The sequence below is a fragment of the Pseudomonas sp. P7758 genome, from assembly GCF_013386485.1.
Taxonomy (GTDB): Bacteria; Pseudomonadota; Gammaproteobacteria; order Pseudomonadales; family Pseudomonadaceae; genus Aquipseudomonas.
Window position 1 is genome coordinate 1 of record NZ_JACARS010000050.1, and the last position, 22,577, is coordinate 22,577.

Annotated in this window: 22 protein-coding genes and 1 tRNA gene; 6 read left to right on the plus strand and 17 right to left on the minus strand. The window is 59.6% G+C overall.

Translation table 11 applies throughout. The features are described 5' to 3' along the window. Window positions 1–127: 127 nt before the first annotated feature. From nadA to HX873_RS10645, 3 genes are all read right to left on the minus strand, one after another. On the minus strand, window positions 128–1,186 hold the full coding sequence (nadA, locus tag HX873_RS10635; RefSeq protein WP_003209852.1) for a quinolinate synthase NadA: 1,059 nt from the start codon (window positions 1,184–1,186) through the stop codon (window positions 128–130). 219 nt (window positions 1,187–1,405) lie between these two features. Further along, complete coding sequence (locus HX873_RS10640) at window positions 1,406–2,977, minus strand: lactate dehydrogenase (protein ID WP_218170308.1); 1,572 nt, start codon at window positions 2,975–2,977, stop codon at window positions 1,406–1,408. A 128-nt stretch (window positions 2,978–3,105) separates the two neighbouring features. Next, a complete protein-coding gene (locus HX873_RS10645; RefSeq protein ID WP_008432395.1) occupies window positions 3,106–4,392 on the minus strand; it encodes an OmpP1/FadL family transporter in 1,287 nt (428 codons plus the stop codon). 359 nt (window positions 4,393–4,751) lie between these two features. Here HX873_RS10645 and HX873_RS10650 point away from each other — a divergent pair, with 359 nt between their 5' ends. Continuing rightward, the gene (locus HX873_RS10650; protein WP_087692901.1) at window positions 4,752–6,710 is read left to right on the plus strand and encodes a PAS domain-containing sensor histidine kinase; all 1,959 of its coding nucleotides are present in this window, start codon (window positions 4,752–4,754) and stop codon (window positions 6,708–6,710) included. Here HX873_RS10650 and HX873_RS10655 read toward each other — a convergent pair. After that, window positions 6,707–7,612 carry a LysR family transcriptional regulator gene (locus HX873_RS10655; protein WP_003209844.1) on the minus strand — a complete coding sequence of 302 codons (906 nt, stop codon included), beginning with the start codon at window positions 7,610–7,612 and terminating at the stop codon, window positions 6,707–6,709. The two genes, HX873_RS10650 and HX873_RS10655, sit on opposite strands and share 4 nt — an antisense overlap. Before the next feature lie 107 nt (window positions 7,613–7,719). On the opposite strand from HX873_RS10655, the gene lldD reads away from it, so the two are divergent. From lldD to pstB, 5 genes are all read left to right on the plus strand, one after another. Continuing rightward, the gene (gene lldD / locus HX873_RS10660) at window positions 7,720–8,862 is read left to right on the plus strand and encodes an FMN-dependent L-lactate dehydrogenase LldD (RefSeq protein WP_003209842.1); all 1,143 of its coding nucleotides are present in this window, start codon (window positions 7,720–7,722) and stop codon (window positions 8,860–8,862) included. A gap of 169 nt (window positions 8,863–9,031) precedes the next feature. Then, window positions 9,032–10,048, plus strand: coding sequence for a phosphate ABC transporter substrate-binding protein PstS (pstS, locus tag HX873_RS10665; RefSeq protein ID WP_102369780.1), 1,017 nt, complete (start codon window positions 9,032–9,034; stop codon window positions 10,046–10,048). Window positions 10,049–10,114: 66 nt separating this feature from the next. Further along, window positions 10,115–11,110: a phosphate ABC transporter permease subunit PstC gene (pstC, locus tag HX873_RS10670; RefSeq protein ID WP_003209839.1), complete on the plus strand. Its 996-nt coding sequence runs from the start codon at window positions 10,115–10,117 to the stop codon at window positions 11,108–11,110. Continuing rightward, window positions 11,107–11,979, plus strand: a complete 873-nt coding sequence (gene pstA, locus HX873_RS10675; RefSeq protein WP_003209837.1) for a phosphate ABC transporter permease PstA — start codon at window positions 11,107–11,109, stop codon at window positions 11,977–11,979. The genes pstC and pstA overlap by 4 nt, the downstream gene beginning before the upstream one ends. After that, a complete protein-coding gene (gene pstB / locus HX873_RS10680) occupies window positions 11,979–12,758 on the plus strand; it encodes a phosphate ABC transporter ATP-binding protein PstB (protein ID WP_177122656.1) in 780 nt (259 codons plus the stop codon). Before pstA ends, pstB begins: the two co-directional genes overlap by 1 nt. Before the next feature lie 118 nt (window positions 12,759–12,876). Here the strand turns inward: pstB and HX873_RS10685 are convergent. The 13 genes from HX873_RS10685 to ruvC form a co-directional block, all read right to left on the minus strand. Continuing rightward, window positions 12,877–12,952: transfer RNA gene (locus tag HX873_RS10685), tRNA-Lys, on the minus strand. 63 nt (window positions 12,953–13,015) lie between these two features. Continuing rightward, window positions 13,016–13,693: a 7-cyano-7-deazaguanine synthase QueC gene (gene queC, locus HX873_RS10690; protein WP_177122657.1), complete on the minus strand. Its 678-nt coding sequence runs from the start codon at window positions 13,691–13,693 to the stop codon at window positions 13,016–13,018. A 1-nt stretch (window position 13,694) separates the two neighbouring features. Then, the gene (gene queE, locus HX873_RS10695) at window positions 13,695–14,342 is read right to left on the minus strand and encodes a 7-carboxy-7-deazaguanine synthase QueE (RefSeq protein WP_003209831.1); all 648 of its coding nucleotides are present in this window, start codon (window positions 14,340–14,342) and stop codon (window positions 13,695–13,697) included. Window positions 14,343–14,506: 164 nt separating this feature from the next. Then, the gene (ybgF, locus tag HX873_RS10700; protein ID WP_023659229.1) at window positions 14,507–15,340 is read right to left on the minus strand and encodes a tol-pal system protein YbgF; all 834 of its coding nucleotides are present in this window, start codon (window positions 15,338–15,340) and stop codon (window positions 14,507–14,509) included. A gap of 6 nt (window positions 15,341–15,346) precedes the next feature. Beyond that, entirely contained in the window at window positions 15,347–15,847 is a 501-nt protein-coding gene (gene pal / locus HX873_RS10705; protein WP_003209827.1) for a peptidoglycan-associated lipoprotein Pal, read from the minus strand. A 55-nt stretch (window positions 15,848–15,902) separates the two neighbouring features. Next, window positions 15,903–17,183 carry a Tol-Pal system beta propeller repeat protein TolB gene (tolB, locus tag HX873_RS10710; protein ID WP_032868196.1) on the minus strand — a complete coding sequence of 427 codons (1,281 nt, stop codon included), beginning with the start codon at window positions 17,181–17,183 and terminating at the stop codon, window positions 15,903–15,905. 17 nt (window positions 17,184–17,200) lie between these two features. Beyond that, window positions 17,201–18,274 carry a cell envelope integrity protein TolA gene (gene tolA / locus HX873_RS10715; RefSeq protein WP_003209823.1) on the minus strand — a complete coding sequence of 358 codons (1,074 nt, stop codon included), beginning with the start codon at window positions 18,272–18,274 and terminating at the stop codon, window positions 17,201–17,203. Further along, window positions 18,274–18,726, minus strand: a complete 453-nt coding sequence (gene tolR / locus HX873_RS10720) for a protein TolR (protein WP_161635741.1) — start codon at window positions 18,724–18,726, stop codon at window positions 18,274–18,276. Before tolR ends, tolA begins: the two co-directional genes overlap by 1 nt. 23 nt (window positions 18,727–18,749) lie before the next feature. Beyond that, window positions 18,750–19,445, minus strand: coding sequence for a protein TolQ (gene tolQ, locus HX873_RS10725; RefSeq protein WP_003209819.1), 696 nt, complete (start codon window positions 19,443–19,445; stop codon window positions 18,750–18,752). Window position 19,446: 1 nt separating this feature from the next. After that, entirely contained in the window at window positions 19,447–19,902 is a 456-nt protein-coding gene (gene ybgC / locus HX873_RS10730) for a tol-pal system-associated acyl-CoA thioesterase (RefSeq protein ID WP_008432379.1), read from the minus strand. Window positions 19,903–20,040: 138 nt separating this feature from the next. Beyond that, window positions 20,041–21,099, minus strand: coding sequence for a Holliday junction branch migration DNA helicase RuvB (gene ruvB, locus HX873_RS10735; RefSeq protein ID WP_003209815.1), 1,059 nt, complete (start codon window positions 21,097–21,099; stop codon window positions 20,041–20,043). After that, window positions 21,100–21,711: a Holliday junction branch migration protein RuvA gene (gene ruvA / locus HX873_RS10740; RefSeq protein ID WP_003209814.1), complete on the minus strand. Its 612-nt coding sequence runs from the start codon at window positions 21,709–21,711 to the stop codon at window positions 21,100–21,102. 115 nt (window positions 21,712–21,826) lie between these two features. Continuing rightward, entirely contained in the window at window positions 21,827–22,351 is a 525-nt protein-coding gene (ruvC, locus tag HX873_RS10745; protein ID WP_003209812.1) for a crossover junction endodeoxyribonuclease RuvC, read from the minus strand. Window positions 22,352–22,577: the final 226 nt, after the last annotated feature.

Consider the following 22,577-nt stretch of genomic DNA (forward strand, 5'->3'; position numbering starts at 1 on the left):
GCGAGGCACCGAGTGGTGGGGCAAAGACCTTTTGGTTACTTTTGGGGCGTTTGCCAAAAGTGACCCGCTGTAAGAGCGGAACCATAAGCGGCCGTTACCTAAATAACGGATATGTACTCAAACAAGATCAAGCATTCCCCGCCAACCTCAACCGAGCCGCCTGAGTAAAATCCAACATCCGCTTCAGCGGCCTAACCGCCTGCGGAATCACCGAAGGCTCAACAAAAATCTCATTACTCCCCTCACGCAAACACTGCAGCGTACGCTCCAGAGTATTCATCGCCATCCAGGGACAATGCGCACAACTGCGACACGCCGCCCCATTCCCCGCCGTCGGCGCCTCGACAAACACCTTGTCCGGGCACAGCTGCTGCATCTTGTAGAAAATGCCACGGTCGGTGGCCACGATAAACGTCTTGTTCGGCAACCGCTGCGCCGCCGCAATCAACTGGCTGGTAGACCCCACCGCATCCGCCAACTCGATCACCGACGTCGGCGACTCCGGGTGCACCAGAATCGCCGCGTCCGGGTACAACGCCTTCATGTCCTCCAACTGCTTGGACTTGAACTCCTCGTGCACGATGCACGCACCATCCCACAGCAACATGTCTGCACCCGTCTGACGCTGGATATAGGTGCCCAGGTGCTTGTCCGGCCCCCAGATAATCGTCTCGCCGTTATCCATCAGGCTTTCGACAATCTCCAGCGCACAACTGGAAGTCACCACCCAATCAGCACGGGCTTTCACCGCCGCCGACGTGTTGGCATAAACCACCACGGTGCGCTCAGGGTGCTGATCACAGAATGCCGAGAACTCATCCACCGGGCAGCCAAGGTCCAGAGAGCACGTGGCTTCCAGTGTCGGCATCAGGATGCGTTTTTCAGGCGTGAGGATCTTGGCCGTCTCCCCCATGAATCGCACGCCCGCCACCAATACGGTCTTGGCCGGGTGCGCCGCGCCGAAGCGGGCCATTTCCAGGGAGTCGGACACACAACCACCGGTTTCTTCGGCCAGGGCCTGAATCACCGGGTCGCAGTAGAAGTGTGCCACCAGCACCGCGTCCTGAGCCTTGAGCTCGGCGGCGATGGCGGCGCGGTAGCCCGCCTCTTCTTCGGCGCTCAGCACCTTGGGCTGCTTGGCGTCGAGGTGGGCTTGGACCAGAAGGCGTTCGGAAATTTGCGTCATGTTCGCAAGACCTGCAGGCGCAGTTGCGCGAAAGTCGAGTGTACCACCGGCTCTGGAGCCTTTCGGGCGCCGCCGGACGAAGTGATTGTGTTCATCAAGCACGGTGAAGCTGCGCAAGGCTACAGAATATCGAATGGTTTCAAAAGCCTAATCTGGGATTCGGCCAGGCATGAAAAAGGGAAACCCGGCCAGGGGTTTCCCTTTTTTACAACGACCGGTTTAACCGGGCAAAGCGGACGGATCGCCTTGCAGCAACGCCCACTGATGCATGTTCGCCAGGGCATCCTTCAGGATGGTTTCATCGGCGCCCTTGGCACTCTTGCCTTCCCGCGCCGCATATTCCAGCAGTACCAGGTAGTCGCGATGGCTGGTGGCCTCGTTCGGTACCACGCTGTCTTTAACCAGTCGAGCCATCTCGTATCGCTGGGTGCGGGTGTTCTGACTGGCGCTTTGGTCCACGGAGGCGTTGGTCAGGAAGCCATCCTTGTAGGTGATGTTCGCCGCACTGCTGGCCTTGTCGTCGACCTGCACATAGAGGTAGTTCTGCGACTCGCGCCTGGTATCGAAAGCCGGCGGCTTCCCGCCATCGAGGCCTTGATGGAAACTGGCCTTGAGGCTTGATCGCTGGACCTGATCGATCGTGCGATTGGAGAGGTCATTGCCGCCGATGCGCGTTTTCTGGGAAATCCCATAGGCAAACGTATCGGTTTCCCCTGGGCGCGCCGGGTTGGGGGAGCTGGCCGCCTGGCTGATGGAGGCCTTGAAATCTGCCAGGCCCGTCAGCAGGCCTTGATCTGCCGCGCTGCGGGTCAGCGGCGCAGGCGCTTTGGCGCTCTGCGGGTAGTTGCTGTTCATGGCGGTAAACGCATCCTTGAACATCGCCATCAGGTCAGCATTGGCCTTGCCCCGCGCCTGGGCCTTGTCGAACTGGGCCAGGTAGCTTTTCAGCGCGATTGCCTGTTGCTTGGCGTTGCCGAGGATGCCGGCGTTCTTCAGGTCGACCGAGAGATTCACTTCCCCCGCCGGGCTACTCATGCGCGTGGTGCGGCCCTGGCTGTCCGCATGGAATGCAAGCGTGAGGTCGTCAGTATTGCTCACTTTCAATTTGCCGCTGAGGTCCACCGAAGCCAATACGCTGGAATCAAACTGCGTCAGCTTGCTCAGCTCGAGTTTCGGCGGCTGGGCGGCCAGGCCGTCGATCGCGTCCTGGAAGGCTTCGCCCAACTTGGCGACTTCCTTGAGTTCGGCGGCGCTGAGGGCGCCACCGTCCACCTTCGCCTGCGCGGCCAAGCCTCCCAACTGGCTGGCCAGGCTGAAGGTGACGGTCTTGCCGCTGGCCGTCTTGACGGTCAGGCTGACCAGGTTGTCGGCCCTGCTGTGCAGCAGCGCCTGTTGAACCTTGAGTTCGGCGGGGCTTTGGGTCCTGGAAGAGCTGGTGCTCAGCGCCGACTGGGAAATGTCGGTACCGCTCTTCGCAAATTGCTCAATCAGGGTGGCGCCCAGGCCGCTGAAGCCTGTGCCTCTGGGCAGTGCAGGGAAATTCGTGCTGATCGCTTTGGTGACCGCATCGTCGCTGTCACTTTCCCAGGCATTGATCGGCCCATGGCCGGGCAATTGGCCGTTGCGGGAATATGTCTCGGCTTGAACGTCCACCGTGACATTGCCAAGGCTGACCACCGAGGAAGGTCGCACGGCAGCGGCGTCCGTTTCTGGCGCCTGCGTAGCTGGCGGGGTAACGGTGGGTCGATTGGTAAGGGCGATGGCGGAGCTGATCGGCGAAAGCGTAGTCATGACGATCCCTGTCTTGAGCTGGATTGCAGCCAATTTAACCAAGACAGGGAAGGTTTGGTAGCGCGACCGATACAATTGCTAGCAAAGAGCCATGTCAGAAAACTGACTCTTTGCCCTCTTCCGGTGCATCAGAAGCGGTAAGTCACCGAACCGCCGAAACCGTTGGCGCTGTTTTCATACTTGGCGTCGTAGGTCAGCGCCAGTTGCGGATTATTGTCGCGGACCTTGATCGGCTCTTCTTTCAGGTAGGAATAAGCGACGTCGAAGGTCAGGTTATCCACTGGCGTCCAGCCAGCGCCCAAGCTGAACACCGTGCGATCGCCCGTAGGAATACGTACGGACCGGTCGGTGTTGTTGGTGGGCGTCTGGTCCACCGAAAAGCCGGTACGCAGCACCAGTTGCTTGTTCAACTGGTACGACAGGCCGATGGCGTGAGACCAGGTGTCATGCCAGTGCTGTTCTTCGGTGATGGAGTTCAGGCCGGCCAGTTCGGTGGCGAGGTCAGAGACGCCACTGTTGTTGATCGTAATCTTCTTCAACTGGCTCCAGCGGGTGTAGGTGCTGCCGACGTACAGGGTCCAGTCATCGTTGAGTTTATGGGTGACCGAGAAGTCCACGGACGACGGCGTGGTGACATCCAGCTTGGCGTCATACCGCTGCGGGCCGCCATCCACCAGGTCGGTGAGCACCCCCGAGGCGTTGGTTTTGCCCGACAGGTGATACACAACCTGCGAGTGGTAGGTCACACCAATGCGCGTGCTTTCAATCGGCTGCACCAGGATACCGGCGTTGAAACCGGTGGCGGTGTCGTCGCCCTTGACCTTTACGCTTTCCGTGCCGAGGCCAAATGCCGGGACCTTGGAGTCCAGTTCGCCACTGATACGGTTGAAGGTCGGACCGAAGCCCACCGAAACCTTGTCGTTGAAGGCATAGCTGACGGTTGGCTGCACCGTGATGACTTGAACCTTGCTTTTGTTGCCAAAGCCATTGCCCTGGAAGCTGTGTTCATAGTCGGTCACGAGGCCGAACGGCGCGTAGATTCCCAGGCCAAACGCCCAGTGTTCATCAATCGGCGTCACCAGGTAGCCCATCGGTACGGCGATGCCGGGGACCATATCGCCTTTGTTGGTGCCGGGGTTGTCCACGCCACCTTGGCTGGAGCTGGCATCCTTGATGTTCGACTTGGCATCCAGGTAGGTCGCCCCGATGCTCACTTCATTCTGCTTGAGGCGAGACATGCCCGCCGGGTTGCCAAACACCGTGCTGGCGTCATCCGCGGAGGAGGAACGCCCGGCGTAACCGGTCCCCATTGAACTGATGCTTTGTTCGTTGAGGGCAAAACCACCGGCAAACAAGGAAGTGGAGGCAAGGGAAATCGACAGCGCCAAAGCGCTCTTGAAGAGTTTTTTATTCATTATTAGAACTCGAATTATTGGGCAGCGAGAGGAAGCTACCAATCTTCGAGCGGGCAAATTATGAAGAGTTTTTCATGCGCAAAATTGTCCGACAATCCTATTTTTTTCAAAGACTTCGACGGTTTTTCCAGCACTTATTCAGACCCCGGAACCTGAATATGACTGACGGGTTTTAATCTCGCCGTCACGCTTGCAGCAGGCCGGATTGCCTGCCATCGAATATGCGTGAAGGCGCTGGTGATATAAGTGTCGCAATGACATGATGACGGCCATTTAACACGCGTGGCAGCACTCAAATGAATAGCACTATCGGGACGGGTCCTGAGACAAACAGCCCACCTGAATCTGGCGAGAGTGATTTGTCCGCCGCGGGCCTCAACCACAGCGAAGCCTTCACCGAACGCGTGCTTGCCAGCATCAACGATTGCATCAAGGTGCTGGACCTCGACGCCCGCCTGACCTTCATGAGCGAAGGCGGCAAGCAGATCATGGAAGTCAGCGACTTCAATGCGATCCGCGGCTGCCCCTGGCCCGACTTCTGGCACGACCAGGGCAATCTCGATGCCAAGGCTGCCGTTGAGGCCGCCAAGGCCGGTCGCAATGCCAGCTTTGTCGGCGCTGCCCACACCCTGGCCGGCAACCTTAAATGGTGGCACGTGAACGTCAGCCCGATCATGGGCAGTGACGGCCTGCCGGAGAAAATCCTCTGCGTGTCCCGGGACATCACGCCCCTGCGCGAAGCCGAAGAGTCCCTGCGCAAACTCAACGAGTCCCTGGAACAGCGGGTGGTCGAACGCACTCGCGATCGCGACCGTATCTGGCGCCTGTCGCCGGACCTGATGCTGGTGGCACAACTCGACGGTGTGATCTCCGCCGTGAACCCGGCCTGGACACGCATGCTCGGCCACGCCGAAAACGACCTGGTGGGCAGCCAGTTGCTGGCCCTGGTTCACCCCGACGACCTGGCCGTCTCATCCTCGGCGGTCAGCCGTTTGGGCGATGGCAAGAACTTCCCCAATTTCAAGAACCGTTACCGCCACCAGGACGGCAGCTACCGCATGATCGCCTGGACGGCCGTGCCCGACAGCGACTACATCCACGCCGTGGGCCGTGATATCCAGGCTGAGGAAGAAGCCAAGGAAGCCCTGCGACTGTCGGAAGACGCCCTGCGTCAGTCACAGAAACTGGAAGCCATCGGCCAACTCACTGGCGGTGTCGCACATGATTTCAATAACCTGCTGACGGTGATCAAGTCCTGTGCCGACTTGCTCAAGCCACCTGCCCTGAGCGAAGCACGCCGCGTGAAATACGTGGAAGCCATCGCCAGCACGGTCGATCGCGCGGCCCGCCTGACGGCCCAGTTGCTCACATTCGCCCGCCGCCAGGCTTTGCGACCCGAGGTGTTCAACGTCGGCGAAAGTGTAAAGCGGGTGGGCGAGATGATGGACAGCCTGACCGGTTCACGGGTCAAGGTAAGCATCCAGGTGCCTGACGACGCCTGCTTTATCAACGCCGACGAAAGCCAGTTCGATACCGCGCTGGTCAACATGGTGGTGAACGCCAGGGATGCCATGGCCGGCAACGGGCATTTGACCATCACCGTTTCGACGGCAAGCTGGCTACCCTCGGTTCGCGCTCACCCGGTACGTGTCGCCGATTACGTGACCATCGAACTGGCGGACACCGGCTCGGGTATCCCGCCGGAAAAACTCGACGCGATCTTTGAGCCCTTCTACACCACCAAGGGTATCGGCCAGGGCACCGGCCTGGGCTTGTCCCAGGTGTACGGCTTCGCCAAGCAATCAGGCGGGGAAATCCTGGTACAGAGCGAGTGCGGCAGGGGTAGCCAATTTACGCTGTACCTGCCCAAGGTCGAGCCAAGTGCCATGCCGGTACCTCAAGACACCAGCGCTTCGCCCATCATCTCAGGCTTGTGCGTGCTGATGGTCGAGGACAACGCCGATGTGGGCCTGTACACCTCGCAAACCCTGGAACAGATGGGCTTTCACGTGCTGTGGGTGCCGGATGCGAACAGCGCGCTGGAAGCCCTGGCCCCCAACCCAGAAAGCTTCCAGGTGGTGTTCTCCGATATCTCCATGCCCGGCATGAGTGGCCTGGAGTTGCTGGACGCAATCGAAGCCTTGTACCCATGGCTGCCGGTGGTGCTCACCACCGGCTACAACGACGAATACGCGCGTATCGCCCAGGAAGAAGCCAGCCGTTTTGTCTTGCTGCAAAAGCCGTATTCCACCGAGGTGCTGGCCCTGCTGCTGCAAAAAGTCGTCAAGAGCCGCCTGCCCCTGGTCGCACAAGGCTAGACCGCAGGCCGGGTCGTGTCCGGAACATTCCCCATCTCCAGGGCCAGATCCAGCCAGGCCCGCGCCGCCGGTGGCAAGTGCGCCTGTCGCCGCCAAGCCAGGGCGATGTGCCAATCAGTCTGGGGCTCGTCCAGCTGGATCAGGGCGATGCCGGCGTGCAGGTGTTTGTAAGCCAGCATGCTCGGTAGAAACGCGACACCCAGGCCTGCGGCAACCAGGTCGACGATAAAGTCGATCTGGGCACTGCGGGCGGTGATACGCGGGACTACGCCTCTGCGCTCGCAGGCTGTGAGAATGATCCGGTTAAGCGCAAACCCGGCCTCGAACAGAATAAAGGGCGAGTCAGCCAGGTCGGAAAAATCGACGCTTTTACGCCCGGCCAAAGGATGGTCGATCGGCATCACCACCATCAGTGGCTCGACGCGCACATCCTGATATTCAAATTCTCCCGCCACCGGTACCAGCAACGCGGCCAGGTCCACCTCCCCGGCCTCCAGGCATTCGCCCAACTTCTTGCTGCCATGCTCGATCAGCTCGATCTCGATTTCCGGATAACGCTGTCGATACAAGGCAAACATCGCCGCAAACAGCACCCCACTGCCCACCGGCGGCAAGCCGATGCGCAATACACCGCGCTTGAGCCCCAGCAAGTCGTTGATCTCGGCCACCAGGTCACTGCGCTCCGCCAGCAACACCAGCGCTCGGCGGTAGGCAATTTCGCCGGCGGCCGTGAGCTCGCTCTTGTGGCCGATGCGATTGAACAGCGGCGTGCCCAATTCATCTTCCAGAGTCTTGACCGCCTTGCTGACGGTAGACTGGGTGAGCGAAACCACCTCGGCTGCTTGTGAGAAGCTGCCCTGGCGAACTACTTCGACAAAGGCCAGCAACGTACGAAGGTTCATGAGTATTCCGTTTGCGACTTGATTCAAGTTGGAAAAGTTGTTTTTACCATGAAAGGCCTTTGTCTATCCTCACCCCACCGTTTTCTTCACTCGGGGCATCACTGTTCATGATCATTTCGTCTGCATCGGATTACCGCGAAGCCGCCCGCCGCAAACTGCCGCGTTTCCTGTTCGACTACATCGACGGCGGCGCCTACGCCGAACACACCCTCAGGGCCAACAGCTCCGACCTGTCGGATATCAGCCTGCGCCAGCGCATCCTGCGCAACGTCGAAAGCCTGAGCCTTGAAACCACGTTGTTCGACCAGCCATTGGCGATGCCGGTGGTCCTCAGCCCGGTGGGCCTGACCGGCATGTTTGCCCGGCGTGGTGAAGTCCAGGCGGCGAAGGCGGCAGCGAACAAGGGCATTCCGTTTTGCCTGTCGACCGTTTCCGTGTGCCCGATCGAGGAAGTAGCGTCCCAGAGCCCGCAATCGATCTGGTTTCAGCTGTATGTGCTGAAAGACCGCGGCTTCATGAAAAACGCCCTGGAGCGCGCCCAGGCCGCCGGGGTGAAAAACCTCGTGTTCACGGTCGACATGCCCACCCCCGGCGCGCGTTATCGCGACGCCCATTCGGGTATGTCCGGTGCCTACGGGCCGCAACGCCAAATCCTGCAGGCCATGACCAAACCGGCCTGGGCCTTCGATGTGGGCCTGCTGGGTCGCCCCCACGACCTGGGCAACATCTCCAAGTACCTGGGCAAGCCCACCCAACTGAAGGACTACATCGGCTGGCTGGCCAACAACTTCGACCCTTCCATCAGTTGGAAAGACCTGGAGTGGATCCGCGAATTCTGGAAAGGCCCGATGATCATCAAAGGCATCCTCGACCCACAGGATGCCAAGGACGCGGTGAGCTTTGGTGCCGACGGCATCGTCGTATCCAACCACGGCGGGCGCCAGTTGGATGGCGTGCTGTCCACAGCCAAGGCACTGGCGCCTATCGTACAAGCCGTGGGCAGCGATCTGACGGTGCTGGTGGACTCCGGCGTACGCTCGGGGCTGGACGTGGTGCGCATGCTCGCGCTGGGCGCCAAGGGCGTTCTGCTGGGCCGTGCACAGGCTTACGCACTGGCCGCCGACGGGCAGCGTGGCGTGGAGAACCTGCTGGATATCTTCGCCAAGGAAATGCGCGTGGCCATGACGTTGACCGGAGTCACGTCGATCGCCCAGATCGATGAGTCGATCCTGGTGCGCAGCCAGGGTTGATCAGTGCAGCGACCTCGGAGCATCCCTTCCGGGGTCGCCCACAGATATTTCTAAATGTTTCTTCATAAAGCCAAACCGTCATTAAACAGACACATTTCAGGAATTAAATCGTCACGTCCCAGGCAGGTGGAGTCCTCCACCTGCCCCCTTCCTTTGAGGTGTCGTCGTGATGTTGCTGACCAAAAAGAGTCTGTCAGTGTTGTTCACTGCCCTGTGCCTGAGTGGTGTCGCTCACGCCACTGACGTCACGGGCGCAGGCTCCAGTTTCGTCTACCCGGTGCTGTCCAAGTGGTCCCAGGAATACAGCAAAAGCTCCAGTGACCGGATCAACTACCAGTCCATCGGCTCCGGTGGTGGTATCGCCCAGATCAAGGCGGCTACCGTGGACTTCGGTGCGTCCGACGCGCCGCTGTCGGCGGATGAACTGAAGGCCGGCGGCCTCGGCCAATTCCCAAGCGTGATTGGCGGCATCGTGCCGGTGATGAACGTCGAGGGCGTTGCAGCTGGCCAGCTGAAACTCGATGGTGATGTGCTGGCGAAGATCTTCCTCGGTGACATCAAGGCCTGGAACGACCCGGCGATTGCCGCCCTCAACCCCGGCTTGAAACTGCCGGGCGCGAATATCACCGTGGTCCACCGCTCGGACGGCTCGGGCACCTCGTACAACTTCACCAACTACCTCTCCAAGGTCAGTGATGGCTGGAAAACCAAAATCGGTTTCGGCACCACCGTGCCGTGGCCGGTCGGTGTGGGCGGCAAGGGTAACGAAGGTGTTTCGGCCTACGTGAAGCAGATCAAGAACTCCATCGGCTTTGTTGAATACGCCTACGCCCTGCAAAACAAGATGACCTACGCCTCACTGAAGAACGCGTCCGGCAAATTCGTCGAGCCCAACGCCAAGGCCTTCCAGGCAGCGGCTGATACTGCCGATTGGGCCAACGCCCATGACTTCAACCTGATCATGACCAACGCACCGGGCGAGAACGCGTGGCCGATCACGGCGACCACCTGGATCATCATGTACAAGCAGGCAAAAAACGTTGAGCAAAGCCAGGCCGCTTTCAACTTCTTCAAATGGTCGTTGGAGAAAGGTCAGCAGCAGGCTGCGGCATTGGACTACGTAGCGTTGCCCGATTCCCTCGTGACCCGGATCGAAGGTTACTGGAAGTCTGACTTCGCCCACTGATCCGCCTCTATAGCCCCCTTCCTCAAGCATGTGCATGCTTGATGGAGGCGGGTGAGCACTTCTGATATGAACGACACCGTGCAACCCTTGGTTATGACTACTCACGCAAGCGACGTGTCGGGTGATAGCCGCGCCGCTCGCGATCAGCGCCACGATCTGTGGTTCAAACGCTCGATGTTCGGGGCCGCGATGCTGGTGCTGCTGCTCTTGGCAAGCATCGCCGCCTCCACCCTGTGGGGCGGTGGCCTGGCCTTCAAGACCTTCGGTTTCGGTTTCATCACCAGCACCGAGTGGGATGCGGTCAACAACCACTTTGGCGCCCTGGTACCGATCTACGGCACCTTGGTCACCTCGTTGCTGGCGTTGCTGATTGCGGTGCCGGTGAGTTTCGGCATCGCTATTTTCCTCACCGAAGTGGCGCCGCCCTGGCTCAGAATGCCGGTCGCCTCCGCCGTTGAATTGCTCGCGGGCATTCCCTCGATTATCTATGGCATGTGGGGCCTGTTTGTTTTCGGGCCCTTTATGGCTGAACACTTGTCACCCTGGATCAATGACTACCTGGGTGCGCTTCCGTTTATTGGCTCGCTGTTCCAGGGGCCGCCGCTGGGCATCGGGATGCTGACCGCCGGCATCGTGCTGGCGATCATGATCACGCCGTTCATCACGTCGGTGATGCATGAGGTTTTCCGCAGTGTGCCGACTCAATTGAAGGAGTCGGCCTACGCACTGGGCAGTACTACCTGGGAAGTGGTGTGGGACATCGTCCTGCCCTACACCCGTTCGGCCGTGGTCGGCGGGATCTTTCTCGGCCTCGGCCGCGCCCTGGGTGAAACCATGGCCGTGACCTTCGTGCTGGGCAACGCGCAACAGTTCTCCGCCTCGTTGCTGATGCCCAGCAGTTCCATCGCGTCCGTCATCGCCAACGAGTTCAGCGAGGCGTACACCGACCTGCATCGTTCGGCGCTGATCGCCCTGGGCTTCCTGCTGTTTATCGTGACATTCGTGGTGCTGGCACTGGCGCGGCTGATGCTCATGCGCCTGTCCCGCAAGGAGGGCCTATGAGCAGCAACGAACGCCTGTACCGCAAGCGTGCCTTGAAGAACCGGGTGGCCATGCTGCTCAGTTGTGGCGCGACAGTCTTTGGCCTGCTGTGGCTGGCGTGGATTCTGCTGACCACCATCATCAACGGCTTTCAGGCGCTCAACCTGCGCCTGTTTACCGAGATGACGCCGCCACCCGGAACAGACGGCGGCCTGGCCAACGCGTTTTATGGCAGCGCCCTGATGTCCGGGATTGCGCTGCTGATTGGCACGCCCATCGGACTGATGGCCGGTATCTGGCTGGCGGAATTCGCACGGCACTCGCGCCTGGGTACCACGGTGCGTTTCATCAACGACATCCTGCTGTCCGCGCCTTCGATCGTGCTGGGTCTGTTCATCTACACCGGGGTGATCCTGCCGCTGAACCTGCTGACCAATCACCAGGTAGGTTTCTCCGCCATTGCCGGTGCCCTGGCGCTGGCCTTGCTGGTGATTCCGGTGGTGGTGCGCACGACCGACGAGATGCTCCAACTGCAACCTTCCACCATGCGCGAGGCGGCCCTGGCCCTGGGCGTACCCCAGTGGAAACTGACGTTGCAGATCGTGTTGAGAGCGGCCAAGGCCGGCGTGGTGACCGGCATCCTGCTGGCGCTGGCGCGGATTACCGGGGAAACCGCGCCGCTGCTGTTCACCGCCTTCGGCAACCAGTTCTGGAGCAGCAACCTGCTCAAGCCGATTGCCAGCGTGCCGGTGGTTATTTTCCAGTACGCCATGAGCCCCTTCGATGACTGGCACTCCCTCGCATGGGCAGGCGCCTTGGTACTGACGATGTTCGTGCTGGTGCTGAGCTTGCTGTCTCGCCTGATTCTTTTGCGCAATAGGTCCCACTGATGCAATCGACCCGCCTTGATCCTGAAAAAACCAAAATCCGTGTCCGTGGGTTGGAGTTTTTCTACAACAACCAACATTCGCTGAAATCCATCGACATCGACATTCCGGAAAAACGCATCACCGCGATCATCGGCCCATCGGGCTGCGGCAAGTCGACCTTGCTGCGGGTGTTCAACCGTATCTACTCGATGTACCCGAAGCAGGAAGCCCGCGGTGAAGTGCTGCTCAATGGCGAAAACATCCTCGCCCCCGGCTATTCGATGAACCGCCTGCGCAGCCACGTCGGAATGGTCTTCCAGAAGCCGGTACCGTTCCCGATGTCGATCTACGACAACATCGCCTATGCCGTGCGTCACCACGAAAAGCTGTCGCGCCGGGAAATGGATGATCGAGTCGAGCAAGCCTTGCGCGGCGGCGCGCTGTGGGATGAGGTGAAGGACAAACTCAAGCAGAGCGCCCAGAGTCTTTCAGGCGGACAACAGCAACGCCTGTGCATCGCCCGCACCATTGCGCTGCGCCCGCAGGTATTGTTGCTGGATGAACCGACCTCGGCGCTCGACCCGATTTCCACCGGGCGCATCGAGCAGTTGATCACCGAGCTGAAAGAGCAATACACGGTGATCATCGTGACCCACAACATGCAGCAGGCCGCCCGGGTGTCGGACAGCACGGCGTTCATGTTCATGGGCGAACTGATTGAGCATGGCAATACGGATGAGATCTTCACCAAGCCGAAGATGAAACAGACCGAGGACTACATCACCGGGCGGTTTGGCTAGCTTTAACAAAAAAGCCGATCACTCTCTGTCGCGAGAGTGATCGGCTTTTTACTGGGCAAAAAAAAACCCGGAAATCCTCACTTGCGTGGGCCTTCCGGATTTTCTAAACCGCCAAAAATGGTGGGTCGTGTGGGATTCGAACCTACGACCAATTGGTTAAAAGCCAACTGCTCTACCAACTGAGCTAACGACCCGCTGTGTGGTGGCGCGTATAATACTGATTTCTAAGGATTATTCAACACCTTATTTAAAATAAATCAGAAATAACGCGTTGGGTCAGTAATTCCGGCCGCTTGGAAGCCCTCTGCACGCAGTCGGCAGCTGTCGCATTTCCCACAAGCGCGACCATCAGTGTCTGCCTGATAGCAGGAAACAGTCAGCGAGTAATCGACGCCAAGTCCTACGCCTGCCTTCACGATATCGGCCTTGCTACGGTTCTGCAGTGGCGCCAGGATGCGAAAGCCCTGCCCTTCTACACCGGCCTTGGTCGCCAGGTTGGCCATGCGCTCGAACGACTCGATGTACTCGGGGCGGCAGTCCGGGTATCCGGCGTAGTCCAGGGCGTTGACGCCGATGAAGATGTCGCGGGCATTGAGCACCTCGGCCCAGCCGAGGGCCAGGGACAGGAAGACCGTGTTGCGTGCCGGCACGTAGGTCACCGGAATGCCTTCGCTGGGGCCTTGCGGCACGTCTATGGAGCTGTCGGTCAGCGCCGAGCCACCCATGCCGTCGAGACTCAGGCCGATCACCTTGTGCTCCACCGAGCCCAGGTCTCGGGCGACACGGGCGGCAGCGTTCAGTTCGGCACGGTGACGCTGGCCGTAGTCGAAGCTCATGGTGTAGCAGCTGTAGCCTTCTGCACGGGCCATGGCGACCACGGTCGCGGAGTCGAGGCCGCCGGACAGCAGGATCACCGCACGTTTTTGATCAGTCATCTCAGCGCCCCGGCTCATCGTTCCACAGGTACTTGTGCAGCTGCAGTTGCAGACGCACCGGAAGGTTGTCTGCAACGACCCAGTCGGCCAGGTCGCGAGCATTCAGGTCATGATGGCTGGGGGAAAACAGCACTTCGCCGGCCCGGCGGTCCAGGCCATACTGGATCAGCTTGGAGGTCGCCCAGTCGTAGTCTTCACGGGAACAGATGACGAACTTGACCTGGTCGTTGGCCGTCAGCAGCTCAATGTTCTCGTAGCGGTTGCGGTGCACTTCCTTGGAGCCTGGGGTCTTGAGGTCGACGACTCGGCTGACCCGAGGGTCGACTGCAGAGATATCGAGGGCGCCGCTGGTTTCCAGGGACACCTCGTAACCGGCATCGCACAACTGCTTGAGCAAGGGAATGGCATTGGGCTGTGCCAGGGGCTCGCCACCCGTGACGCAGACATAACGCGGCCGGTAACCGGCCACCTGCTCAAGGATGTCTTCAAGGGTGCGCACGGTGCCGCCGCTGAAGGCGTAGGCGCTGTCGCAGTACTGGCAACGCAGCGGGCAACCGGTGAGGCGCACAAATACAGTGGGTAGCCCGGCAGTGCGCGTTTCACCCTGCAACGAGTAAAAAACTTCGGTGATACGTAATGTGTCTTGCATAGTCGCCACGGGCGTAACAGCTAAACAGGCTGTCCGCCTCCGTCAGGCACTTCAAGGAATTGCGCCAACGCGTAAACCCCAGGAAGCGTGTTTCATAAAAGGGCGTGGATTCTAACGAAAAAACCCGCGCAGGGCGCGGGTTTCTTCTGAACGGGTTGCGACGCTTACATGCGTTGCAGATCCCGCTGAGCCAACTGGGCCGCAGAGGTACCCGGATACTGGGCCACCACCTGCTGCAGAATGCCTTTGACCTTGTCGGTATGACCCAGGCGGCGTTCTACGTCAGCCAGTTTGTACAGCGAATCCGGCACCTTGGCGTGCTTGGGGTACAGCTGGCTGACCTTGGCAAATGCCTGGCCTGCGCCCTGCAGATCACCCTTGGCCAGGTTCACCTCACCCAACCAGTACTGGGCGTTGCCCGCGTACTGGCTGTTCGGGTATTTGCGCAGGAATGCGGTAAAAGCCTGGCTGGCCTTATCGAAATCCTTGGCTTTGATCAGGTCGAAGGCTGCATCGTAATACAGCTTTTCCTTCGCTGGATCACCCGGCTCGCTGCTGGCGGCAGGGGCTTGGCTCGCAGCCGCGGCCCCTGCTGCTGCACCACCGGCGGCGCTTGCGGCGCCACCGGCAGAAGAATTATCAGGAGTGGCGGCTGGTGTAACGCCGGCTCCAATGCGTCGATCAAGATCCTGGTAACGCTCCAGGCCTTCTTGCTTCAGCTGGTTCACTTGATTCTGCAGAACCTCAATCGTGCCTTGTTGCTGCGACAATTGATCCTGCATGCGTTGCAGCTGGTTGAACAGTTCGCCCTGTGCCGAAGGCGCGGCAGTTGCCGCGCCCCCGGCATAGGCGCCGTTCGTGCCATAACCCGCTGGCGGATAACTGCTCCCGCTATTGTTATAGCCAGAGTTGCTATCTTCCACAGGAACCGCAGCCCACACCGCAAGCGGTGCCAGGCTGAGAGCCAATACAGTTAGAGCACGACGGCACGTTCGCATGACGAATTACTTACGCAGTTCGACGCGACGGTTTTGAGCCCAGGACTGCTCGTCGTGGCCAGTAGCAACTGGACGCTCTTTACCGTAGGAAACCAGTTCCAGTTGGCCTGGAGCAACACCTTGCAGAACCAGGTAGCGCTGAACGGCTTTCGCACGACGCTCGCCCAGTGCCATGTTGTACTCACGAGTACCACGTTCGTCGGTGTTACCTTCCAGAACAACGCGAGCGCCGTTAGCTTTCAGGTCCTTCGCGTGAACGTCCAGAGCGCGCATGGCTTCTGGTTTCAGGTCCGAACTGTCGTATTCGAAGTAGAAAGTGGTGATAGCGCGCAGAGCAGCTTCTTCGCTCAGGGAGCCGTCAACTGCACCAGTGTTAGCGCCGTAACCAGCGTTTGGATCAACAGCTGCGCCTTCACCGGCATTGTCGCCGCCTTTAGACGAGCAACCAACGGCTACGGACAGAGCCAGAGCCAGAGCAGCAAACTTACCAAACTTCAGCATTTCCATCGTGAAACTCCTAATGAACCCCAGTGTGTTAAGTACTTCTTTTTGTAGCGCCGCGTCAGTTCAGGTAAGGGGACCAGGACGGTTCTCTGACTTCGCCTTGAGCGGTAGGAAGCGGGAGCCTTACGCGTCCATTAATGGACACGAGCATCAAGACTCCCCGGCCCTGCTGGCGGGTGGCGTAGATTACCATGGTGCCGTTGGGCGCAACAGTAGCTGACTCATCAAGGTTGGTATCTGTAAGGATTTTTACGGTTCCACGCTGCAAATCCTGGGCCGCAACCCGGAAATTAGTGAAACCATCCTGACGGTGAATCATCACCAACGTCTTTTCATCAGCCGAAAGCTTAGGTGCAGCGTTGTAGTTACCAATAAAGGTCACTCGTTCGGCGCCGCCGCCGTTGACGCTGGTTTTGTAGACTTGCGGCTTGCCGCCACGGTCGGAGGTGAAGTAGATGGTCGAGCCATCCTTGCCCCAGAACGGTTCGGTGTTGATGCCCGGGCCGCTGGTAACACGGCTCAGTTGGCGCGAAGCCATGTTCATCACGTAGATGTCCGGGTTGCCATCCTTGGACAATACGAATGCCAGGCGTGAACCATCCGGCGACCAGGCTGGCGCGCCATTCAGGCCTTCGAAGTTGGTGATCTGCTCACGGCGACCGGTATCGATGTGCTGGACGAAGATCCGTGGACGCTTCTGTTCAAAGGACACGTAGGCGATACGCTTGCCATCTGGCGCGAAACGCGGCGACAGGATCGGCTCACGGGATTGCAGCAACGTCACTGCACGCGCGCCGTCATAGTCGGAACGCTGCAAAGTGTAACGAGTGTTGTCTACCGAAAAACGCTCGGCCGTTACATAGAGCAAGCGCGTGGAGAAGGCACCCTTGATCCCGGTCAGTTTTTCAAACGACTGGTCGGAGATGTAGTGCGCCATGTCCCGCAGCTGATCCGTGGTGCCCGACACGCTGCCGGTCAGCACTTGCTGCTCGGTCGCGACGTTGAACAGGGTGTACTGGATCTGCAGGCGACCGCCGGCGGGCGTGATGCTGCCCACCATCAGGTACTGGGCGTTCAGCGCTTTCCAGTCACGGAAGATGACTTCGCTGGCCTGGGTCGGCTGGCTGATCATGTTGCCTTTGTCGATCGGTGCGTAGTAGCCGGAGTTGCGCAGGTCATCGCTGATGATCTGCGACATGTCGTCCGGCAGCACGCTGCCGCCCTGCCAGCCAAACGGCACAACGGCGATCGGGGTGGCCCGATCGCTACCGCTGGTGACCAGGATGTTCTTTTCATCCGCCGCCGCTATCCCTGCCATGCAGCAAATAACGACAAGCATTCCTCGAAGAAGGTTTCTCACAAGGCTAGATCCTCAGGTGTGAATGTCATCTTGAATGAACGGTAGGGAGCGAAGTCGCTTGGTTTCATTCCCTGCATCTCGGTCAACCGGCCAATGTTCTTGACCGCTGCTACCGCCGAACTGTCGAACGAACCGTCGCCACTGGACTTGGCCACGCTGACCGAAGTCACCGTACCGTCCGGCAACATGCCGATCTGCAGCACTACTGTCATGCCTTTACGTGCCGAAGGAGGACGGGTCCACCCTTCCGCTGCCCGTGAACGAATCAGGTCGTCGAAACTGCCCGCGACTTCATCACCACGTTCATCGGCCAAGGCTTGCTGGCGCTGCGGCGTGTCGGAAAGCAAATCGGCCAAGGCCTGGGCCTTTTTGTCTTCGGTCGATTTACGCGCTGCTTCCTGGGCCTTTTTCTTGGAGGCATCGGCGGCAGCTTTCTTCTTCGCATCGTCGGCGATCTTCTTCTTCGCCTCGTCAGCTTCAGCTTTCTTCTTGGCGTCGTCCGCGGCTTTCTTCTTCGCGTCTTCGACTATCTTTTTCTTCGCGTCTTCAGCGGCCTTTTTCTTGGCCTCTTCTTCGGCAGCCTTCTTGGCTTCTTCTTCAGATTTCTTCTTGGCTATATCAGCCAATTGTTTCTCTTCAGCCTTCTTGGCTTCGGCAGCTTTATCGGCTTTCTTGGCTTCATCAGCCTTTTGCGCCTCTGCAGCTTTCTTCGCCTCGTCAGCCTTTTTCGATTCCTCGGCCTTTTGAGCCGCCTCTTCTTTCTTTTGTTCCGCAGCAGCCTTCACCGCTTCCTGCTCGACCTTCTTCTGTTCCATCTGCTCGACTTCAGTCTGGCGCGCAGCCGACTTCTGGGCCTCACCCGCAATCTTCTGATTGGTCTGGGTGGTGGCCTGGCTTTTCGATTTCAGCTGATACAGGGTCGCCTGCACGATCGGCTTGGCTGGCGGCAGGTCCGGGGTCATGGCAAAGCTGACGAACAGCATGCCAAACACCAGGACGTGCAGGGCAATTGCCCAGACGCTAGGCCAGAAGTAGCTTTCCGAGGCGGACGGCTCTCGCTGTTGGTGCATCAGGGCGCCTCGGTAATCAAGCCAACATTACCGACCCCGGCCTTCTGCAGCCCGCCCATGGCGCCCATGACGGAGCCGTAGTCGACGACCTTGTCGCCGCGAATGAACACCTGGGTGTGCTTGCCACCTTCGTTGCCGGCGCGAATGATCTTGGTCACGGCATCAGTCATCTGCGGCAAGGTCATGGCCTTGTCCTGCTGTTTCTGAGTGTCGACTTCGCTGCCAAGGTTCCAGTAATAGGTCTTGTCAGCCTTGATCGAAATGGTCAGGACCTGGGTGTTGTTGTCCTGCGGCAAGGCTTCGCTGGAAACCTTGGGCAGATCAACCTTCACGCCCTGATTGAGCATCGGCGCGGTCACCATGAAGATAACCAGCAGCACCAGCATCACGTCGATGTAAGGCACCACGTTCATCTCGGCGACCGGCTTGCGCTTTTTGCGAGCTCGAGCGATTAAAGCCATTGGGAATTACCTGCTTATTCTTCGCTGGTGTGCACTTTACGGTGCAGGATCGCCTGGAATTCATCGGCGAAGGTGTAGTAACGGCTGATCAAGGTTTCGCCACGAGCGGCAAAACGGTTGTAGGCGATTACTGCGGGAATAGCTGCGAACAGGCCGATGGCGGTGGCGATCAGCGCTTCGGCGATACCCGGGGCCACGGTGGCCAGGGTCGCTTGCTGGGCCTGGGCCAGGCCGCGGAAGGAGTTCATGATCCCCCATACGGTACCGAACAGGCCGATATACGGGCTGACGGAACCTACGGTGGCGAGGAACGGCAGGCTTTGCTCAAGCTTTTCTTCTTCGCGGGAGATGGCGACGCGCATGGCACGGGCCACGCCTTCCATGACCGCTTCCGGGTCAACGCCTGGCTGCTGACGCAGACGGGAGAATTCCTTGAAGCCGGCGCGGAAGATCTGCTCGACGCCCGAATCCGGGTCCGGGTTGCTGCCCGCCTGGCGGTACAGCTTGGACAGGTCGATACCCGACCAGAAGCGCTCTTCGAAGCTCTCCAGGGCACGTCGACCAGCACGCAGCAGGTTGCTGCGCTGAAAAATCATGACCCAAGAGGTAACCGATGCGGCTACCAGGACCAGCATCACCAGTTGAACCACGACACTGGCATTGCTGACCAGGCTCCACATGGAGGAATGGTCGACGACGGTAGGTTCCACGCTAAATCTCCTGCTCTGAATGTTTACCCGCGCCGCTCACGCCGGCAAAGGCCGCGCGTAGAGTTTCGGGAATGGCCCGGGGTTTCAAACTATTGGTGCGAACACAGGCCACCAGGAACTGCCCCTCACAGAGCAGCGTTGCATCCGTAGCCCGCCTGACCTGCTGTTTAAAGCGCAGGCTGGCACGGTTCAATTCGGTTATTTCTGCGCTGACCAGCAGCTCGTCGTCCAGTCGCGCCGGCGCGTGGTAACGCGCCTCGCTGGAATGCACGACAAACAACAGGTCCTCCCCTGCCAGCTGGGATTGGGCAAAGCCCAGCTCCCGTAGCCGCTCGGTTCGAGCCCGCTCCATGAACTTTAGGTAATTGACGTAATAAACGATGCCGCCAGCATCGGTGTCCTCGTAATAAACGCGACAGCGATGTGCGAACGACTGATCCCCGTTTTGCGCGCGCATACTCTAGTGCTTACTCCTCAGGTTGCCAATCCGGCCAGGCAACTGTTTTTCATTCTGTGGCACATTTCTAACGAAAGAATGACGACGCCAGCCACTAGGACAGCACAAACTCCGAATAAATCGAATCGCCAAGCGTTTTTAATCGTCTACTGCATCGAGGAATTCGTCTACTACGGGCATCTCGCCCAATCGTGACGGAATGTTTAACCCAAAGTGCAGATACGCATGCCGGGTGACCACACGCCCCCTTGGCGTGCGCATGATGTAGCCCTGCTGAATCAGATACGGCTCCAGTACATCCTCAATCGTATGCCGCTCTTCGCTGATGGCGGCGGCGAGGCTGTCCACGCCCACCGGGCCGCCGTCGAACTTCTCGATCATGGTCAACAGCAGGCGCCGGTCCTGGTGATCAAAGCCATGCTCATCCACATCCAGCAGGTTCAGCGCCAGGTCTGCCACGGGCTTGGTGATATGCCCCTTGGCCCGCACTTCGGCAAAGTCGCGCACCCGGCGCAGCAGACGGTTGGCAATCCGCGGGGTACCACGGGCGCGGCGGGCGATTTCAAAGGCGCCTTCCGGGTCCAGGGGCAAGCCAAGGATGCTCGCCGAACGGCTGACGATGGTGGCCAGATCCGCCGTGCTATAGAACTCTAGACGTTGAACAATCCCGAAACGGTCTCGCAGCGGGTTGGTCAGCATGCCCGCACGGGTGGTCGCACCCACCAGCGTGAACGGTGGCAGGTCGAGCTTGATCGAGCGCGCCGCCGGGCCTTCACCGATCATGATGTCCAGTTGGAAGTCTTCCATGGCCGGGTACAGTACTTCCTCGACGATGGGCGAAAGCCGGTGGATCTCGTCGATAAACAGTACGTCGTGGGGCTCCAGGTTGGTCAGCAGCGCCGCCAGGTCGCCCGGGCGCTCCAGCACGGGGCCGGAGGTGGACTTGATCGACACGCCCATTTCCTGCGCGATGATGTTGGCCAGGGTGGTCTTGCCGAGCCCGGGCGGGCCGAAGATCAACGTGTGGTCCAGGGACTCGCTGCGCCCGCGCGCGGCCTGGATGAACAGCTCCATCTGCTCGCGCACGGTGGGCTGGCCGATGTATTCGGCAAGGCTCAGGGGGCGAATCGCCCGGTCCTGGATTTCTTCACGATCACGAGGCCCGGTGGCCGCGATCAGACGATCAGCTTCAATCACTTAAATCATTCCCTTCAGGGCGCGGCGGATCATGTCTTCGCTGCTCAGGTTCTTGTCCTTGATGGCTGACACGGCCTTGCTCGCCTCTTGCGGCTTGTAGCCCAGGGAGATCAGCGCGCTGACCGCATCGCTTTCAGCGCTGGCCACCGGCACACCCGGCGCATCAGGCTGGTTGGGCACCAGGGCAAACATGCTCGGCACAACCTCCCAGGCCTTGAAGCGGTCTTTGAGCTCCACCAGCAGGCGCTCGGCGGTTTTCTTGCCAACGCCCGGTACCTTGGTCAGCGCGGACGTGTCCTGGGCCGACACACAGCGCACCAATTCATCCACTTCCAGGCTCGACATCAGCGCCAGCGCCAGCTTCGGCCCCACGCCGTTGAGGCGGATCAGCTCACGGAAAAAATCCCGGTCACGCTTGCCAACGAACCCATAGAGCAATTGCGCGTCTTCGCGCACCACCAGGTGAGTGTGCAGGGTCAGCGGTTCACCGACCGACGGTAAGCGGTAGAGGGTGGTCATGGGCACTTCAAGCTCATAACCCAGCCCGTTTACATCCAGAATCAGGTGCGGTGGCTGTTTCTCAGCCAGGGTGCCGCGCAAGCGTCCAATCACGTTCGAATCCTTAAGAATCGGCTCAAATCAAGGCCTGGCCGGTAATAACGCGGGCATGCCGGCCGACAGCACAGGCCGTTCATGCACCCCACGCAGAATGAATGCGCTGATGCTATCAGAGACGCAGCCGGCCGCCACGACTGCGTGCGGTCCCCAAGCCATGGGGCATCAGGCTGGAACGGGTATGGGCATGGCAAATGGCAATGGCCAGGGCGTCGGAGGCATCGATTTGCGGTTTGGCGGTGAGTTTGAGCATGTGCATGACCATCATCATCACCTGCTCTTTATTGGCAGCACCGGTACCGACCACGGCTTGCTTGACCTGGGTCGCGGTGTATTCAGCGATCTCCATGCCCTCCTCGGCTCCGGCCACAATGGCCGCACCGCGGGCCTGGCCGAGCTTCAGGGCGGAGTCGGCGTTTTTCGCCATGAACACTTTTTCGATGCCCATGGTCACTGGCCCATAGGTCTGGATCACTTCACGCACGCCGCGATACACGATCTGCAAGCGCTCGGCCAACTCGCCGGCGCCGGTACGGATACAGCCCGACGCCACGTACACGCAGCCTCGCGGGGTCTGTTGGACCACGCCAAAGCCGGTGATTCGCGAACCGGGGTCGATACCTAGAATTAGAGTCATAACGCCTGCAGTTGGATAAAAAATTCTTGATATAGCCAAGATCAAAATGTGGGAGCGGGCTTGCTCGCGAAGGCGGTGTATCAGTGATGCATTCGGTGGCTGATCCACCGCATTCGCGAGCAAGCCCGCTCCCACATTTGATTCGGTTCCTGCAGGGCGTCGTGCGGCGTGTCTTAGCCGCGCTTGGTCAGGCCCATCTTCACGCGGCCTTCGGCCGGGGTCATGA

Bases quoted from the DNA above. Each gene is read 5' to 3' on its own strand.
- nadA (WP_003209852.1), bottom strand. From the start codon at position 1,186: ATGACGCAAATTTCCGAACGCCTTCTGGTCCAAGCCCACCTCGACGCC.
- HX873_RS10640 (WP_218170308.1), bottom strand. From the start codon at position 2,977: ATGACTACGCTTTCGCCGATCAGCTCCGCCATCGCCCTTACCAATCGA.
- HX873_RS10645 (WP_008432395.1), bottom strand. From the start codon at position 4,392: ATGAATAAAAAACTCTTCAAGAGCGCTTTGGCGCTGTCGATTTCCCTT.
- HX873_RS10655 (WP_003209844.1), bottom strand. From the start codon at position 7,612: ATGAACCTTCGTACGTTGCTGGCCTTTGTCGAAGTAGTTCGCCAGGGC.
- lldD (WP_003209842.1), top strand. From the start codon at position 7,720: ATGATCATTTCGTCTGCATCGGATTACCGCGAAGCCGCCCGCCGCAAA.
- pstS (WP_102369780.1), top strand. From the start codon at position 9,032: ATGTTGCTGACCAAAAAGAGTCTGTCAGTGTTGTTCACTGCCCTGTGC.
- pstC (WP_003209839.1), top strand. From the start codon at position 10,115: ATGAACGACACCGTGCAACCCTTGGTTATGACTACTCACGCAAGCGAC.
- pstA (WP_003209837.1), top strand. From the start codon at position 11,107: ATGAGCAGCAACGAACGCCTGTACCGCAAGCGTGCCTTGAAGAACCGG.
- pstB (WP_177122656.1), top strand. From the start codon at position 11,979: ATGCAATCGACCCGCCTTGATCCTGAAAAAACCAAAATCCGTGTCCGT.
- queC (WP_177122657.1), bottom strand. From the start codon at position 13,693: ATGACTGATCAAAAACGTGCGGTGATCCTGCTGTCCGGCGGCCTCGAC.
- queE (WP_003209831.1), bottom strand. From the start codon at position 14,342: ATGCAAGACACATTACGTATCACCGAAGTTTTTTACTCGTTGCAGGGT.
- ybgF (WP_023659229.1), bottom strand. From the start codon at position 15,340: ATGCGAACGTGCCGTCGTGCTCTAACTGTATTGGCTCTCAGCCTGGCA.
- pal (WP_003209827.1), bottom strand. From the start codon at position 15,847: ATGGAAATGCTGAAGTTTGGTAAGTTTGCTGCTCTGGCTCTGGCTCTG.
- tolB (WP_032868196.1), bottom strand. From the start codon at position 17,183: ATGCTTGTCGTTATTTGCTGCATGGCAGGGATAGCGGCGGCGGATGAA.
- tolA (WP_003209823.1), bottom strand. From the start codon at position 18,274: ATGCACCAACAGCGAGAGCCGTCCGCCTCGGAAAGCTACTTCTGGCCT.
- ybgC (WP_008432379.1), bottom strand. From the start codon at position 19,902: ATGCGCGCGCAAAACGGGGATCAGTCGTTCGCACATCGCTGTCGCGTT.
- ruvC (WP_003209812.1), bottom strand. From the start codon at position 22,351: ATGACTCTAATTCTAGGTATCGACCCCGGTTCGCGAATCACCGGCTTT.